Below are 3,106 nucleotides of genomic sequence, written 5' to 3'. Positions count from 1 at the left end.
GTCTGGAGCTGAACTTTCTGATCCCCAATACCGAGCTGCTGACCGGCAGGCGGCTCCAGCCGTACTACGACCGCGCCGACCGGCCGCGCATCGATGCCTGGCAGACGGTGGTCAACGGCCGGCTGGGGCTGCACGACCCGAACGCGCCGGAAAACCGGCGGGCGCTGGTCACGCCGTCCGCGCTGCCGGAAGCGAAGCAGGAAGCTGCCCAGGCGATTACGCGCGGCCTGCTTGCCCTTGCCTCATCCGGGGAGCTGAAAACCCGTCAGGACGTCACTGAGGCGCTGGAAAGCGCAGGTTTTGAGGTGGTGCGCAGCACGAAAAGCAGCATCAGCATTGCCGACCCGGACGGGGGGCGAAACATCCGACTGAAGGGAGCCATCTATGAGCAGTCTTTTAACGCTGGCGAAGGACTTGGAGCAGAAATCGAAAGCGCAGCAGCAGAGTACCGGCGAGATGCTGAAAGCCGCATTCAGCGAGCACGAGCAGTCTGTCAGAGCGGAACTGAGCGCAAGCGCGAGGAGAATCAGCGACGCCATCAGCGCCCACGAACAGAGTATGAGCGAGGCGATGGAGAAAAACCGGCGGAGCGTGCTGCTGACAGCCGGGAGGGCATGGCTCACCATCCTGATGGTGTCAGCGCTGCTGATCGCCACGAGCGGGAGCATTCTGTGGTGGCAGGGGCAGCAGATAACCGACAATTACACACATCTTCGTCAGCAGGAAGATACCCTGGCGAAAATGACTGCCCGGACGTGGGGAGTGCGCTATCAGGAGAGCAGCGACGGCCGGAGGTTCCTTATCCTGCCGCCGGGGATGCAAGCCGAAGCCATCCCCTACGACGGGACGACCTGGATCCGCCTGAAACAGGAGTAGCGGAAAATGACAGAGCTGGAAAAGCAGTTGCTGACCGCATTAGAGCAGCTACATCAGGACTACTCGCAAAGGCTGGACGAATGGGAGAGCGCCTTCGCGGAATGGCAGAAGATGTCTGGGCTTATGCAACGGGAGAACGCGGTGCTGAACGAGCGCGTGTCGGACTTGAGCACGCAGGTGCTGAGTTTAAGCGAGCAGCTGCGCCGCTTGTCCGGGAACTGAATGCCACCGAGTTCCGGCAGGGGGAGAATGAGTATCAGAAAACACTGGAGCTGGAGCGCCAGCCGCAGAAAACCTACAAAGGACCGACGCTGGGCTGACGGATGCCGGCCCGTGATAAACCCCAAGAAGGGGTCGTTTGCGGGAGAGGGCGAAATCCTACGCTAAGGCTTTGGCCAACGATATTCTCCGGTAAGATTGATGTGTTCCCAGGGGATAGGAGAAGTCGCTTGATATCTAGTATGACGTCTGTCGCACCTGCTTGATCGCGGCCGCGATAGCTAGATCGCGTTGCTCCTCTTCTCCATCCGCGTTCCAAGCTGCGGAAAGGCACCCATAAGCGTACGCCTGGTCGAGCAGGCGACGCGGATCGACGTCCAGCGCACGAGAGAATGCGTCCGCCATCTGTGCAATGCGTCTAGGATCGAGACAAAGGTCGTCTCTGTCAGCCGGATCGTAGAACATATTGGCGGCGCCAAAGCCCACTTCACCGACCAGACCGACGGGATCTATCACCAGCCAGCCGCGACTGGAGAACATGATGTTTTCATGATGCAGATCGCCATGTAGCCCACGCAGTTCCGAGGCATTGCTCATCATTTGATCGGCTATAATCGCCGCGTGGACGTAGTCAGTTTGACAACCTGCGTTTTGATCATCGCGCGCCCGCTGAAACAAAGCTGCAAAGCGATCCCGGATCGGGAGAAGGGCAGAAGGCAGGGGTTCCTCAGATGCGGCATACAGCTTCGCCATTAGTTCCGCTGCAATTTCGGTCGCCTGGTAGTCGCCGTGCTCGGCAACGATGTGAGAGAGCATTCGCTCCCCGGCATATTCGAGCAACATCAGATTGTTCTCACGACCGAGCAACCGGACTGCTCCCCTCCCATTGCGCCATACCAGATAGTCGGCCCCGCGCAGTTCATCAGCAATGTCTTCTATAGGTTTCAATCCCTTGACGATTGCAGGAGTCCCGTCTGGCAATGAAACTTTCCAAACGAGGCTGGAAAAGGTGTCCGCAATGAGAACAGGTTGCGAAACGTGCCAATGAGCAGGAAAAACAGGCGGCATGAACATCAACCCCAAGTCAGAGGGTCCAATCGCAGATAGAAGGCAAGGCGTTCGCGGTCGGGGGCTTCGATCCCCAATACATTGAATAGGACAGCGAAGGCGCGCTCTGCTTCATCTGGCGCTGCCCAGTTCTCTTCGGCGTTAGCAATCATGAGTGCCAAATCGGCATAGCGATCTGCTGTTCCGAGCCGCCCAAGGTCGATCAGACCCGTGCATTGAAGAGTTTTAGGGTCCACCATGAAGTTCGGCATGCAGGGATCACCATGGCAAACAACCATATCGGTGCGCTCTTGGTCGAGCCGCACCGGTAGCTCTCGTTCGACACGAGCCAAAAGATCGAGCTGCGGCGTACTCTTGTCCTCGTCCGGTAAGAAGTCGGGATTGACGGCATTGCGGGACACCACATCAACGGCGCGTCCGAACATTCGCGACAGCCTGCGCTCAAACGGACATTGATCAACCGATAGGCTGTGAACAGCGCCAAGTTGCTGCCCCATTGACGGCCACGCTTTGAGCAAATCCGCTCCAGACAGATCAGCCGCCGGTACTCCCGGAATTGCCGTTATCACCAAGCATGCACCCTCCTGTTCCTCCTGCCAGTTGATCACCTCGGGGCAAGCCACACCTCGACCTTTGAGCCAAATGAGGCGGTCACGCTCTCCAGCGAGCTCACCGCGGCGGGAAGCAGGTGCGATTTTCGCGAAGGCATGCCCGTCACCACGTCGAAAAACAAAATCACCAGATTCTCCGCCTCTGACAGGCAACCAGTCAGAATGCGATTCACCAAAAAAAATATTAGTTCGATTCAATGGAGGTTCCTTCAGTTTTCTGATGAAGCGCGGAGGTGGCTCAACCTGCGAAAAGAAACGAGTTGCTACGTAAGTCCGAGAACATGCTTTCCATGGTCTCTGAGCTCGCCTTTGGGACCGACATATCGGTAGAG

The 3,106-nt window shown here is 57.8% G+C and carries 3 protein-coding genes; 1 reads left to right on the top strand and 2 read right to left on the bottom strand.

Annotation, left to right across the window (positions count from 1 at the left end):
- The coding region (gene mbeA / locus ACWGSR_RS37605) for a plasmid mobilization relaxase MbeA (RefSeq protein ID WP_453573943.1) at positions 1-1,196 on the top strand (1,196 nt) is incomplete at its 5' end.
- 136 nt (positions 1,197-1,332) lie between these two features.
- On the opposite strand, the gene ACWGSR_RS37600 is transcribed toward mbeA, so the two are convergent.
- Positions 1,333-2,169: an aminoglycoside O-phosphotransferase APH(6)-Id gene (locus tag ACWGSR_RS37600; protein ID WP_000480968.1), complete on the bottom strand. Its 837-nt coding sequence runs from the start codon at positions 2,167-2,169 to the stop codon at positions 1,333-1,335.
- Positions 2,169-2,972, bottom strand: a complete 804-nt coding sequence (gene aph(3'')-Ib, locus ACWGSR_RS37595) for an aminoglycoside O-phosphotransferase APH(3'')-Ib (RefSeq protein ID WP_001082319.1) — start codon at positions 2,970-2,972, stop codon at positions 2,169-2,171. Before aph(3'')-Ib ends, ACWGSR_RS37600 begins: the two co-directional genes overlap by 1 nt.
- Positions 2,973-3,106: the final 134 nt, after the last annotated feature.

It is taken from the genome of Streptomyces sp. NPDC055632, assembly GCF_053618675.1.
Note: the sequence above shows the minus strand (reverse complement) of the source record. Positions and strands in the feature narration are given on the sequence as shown.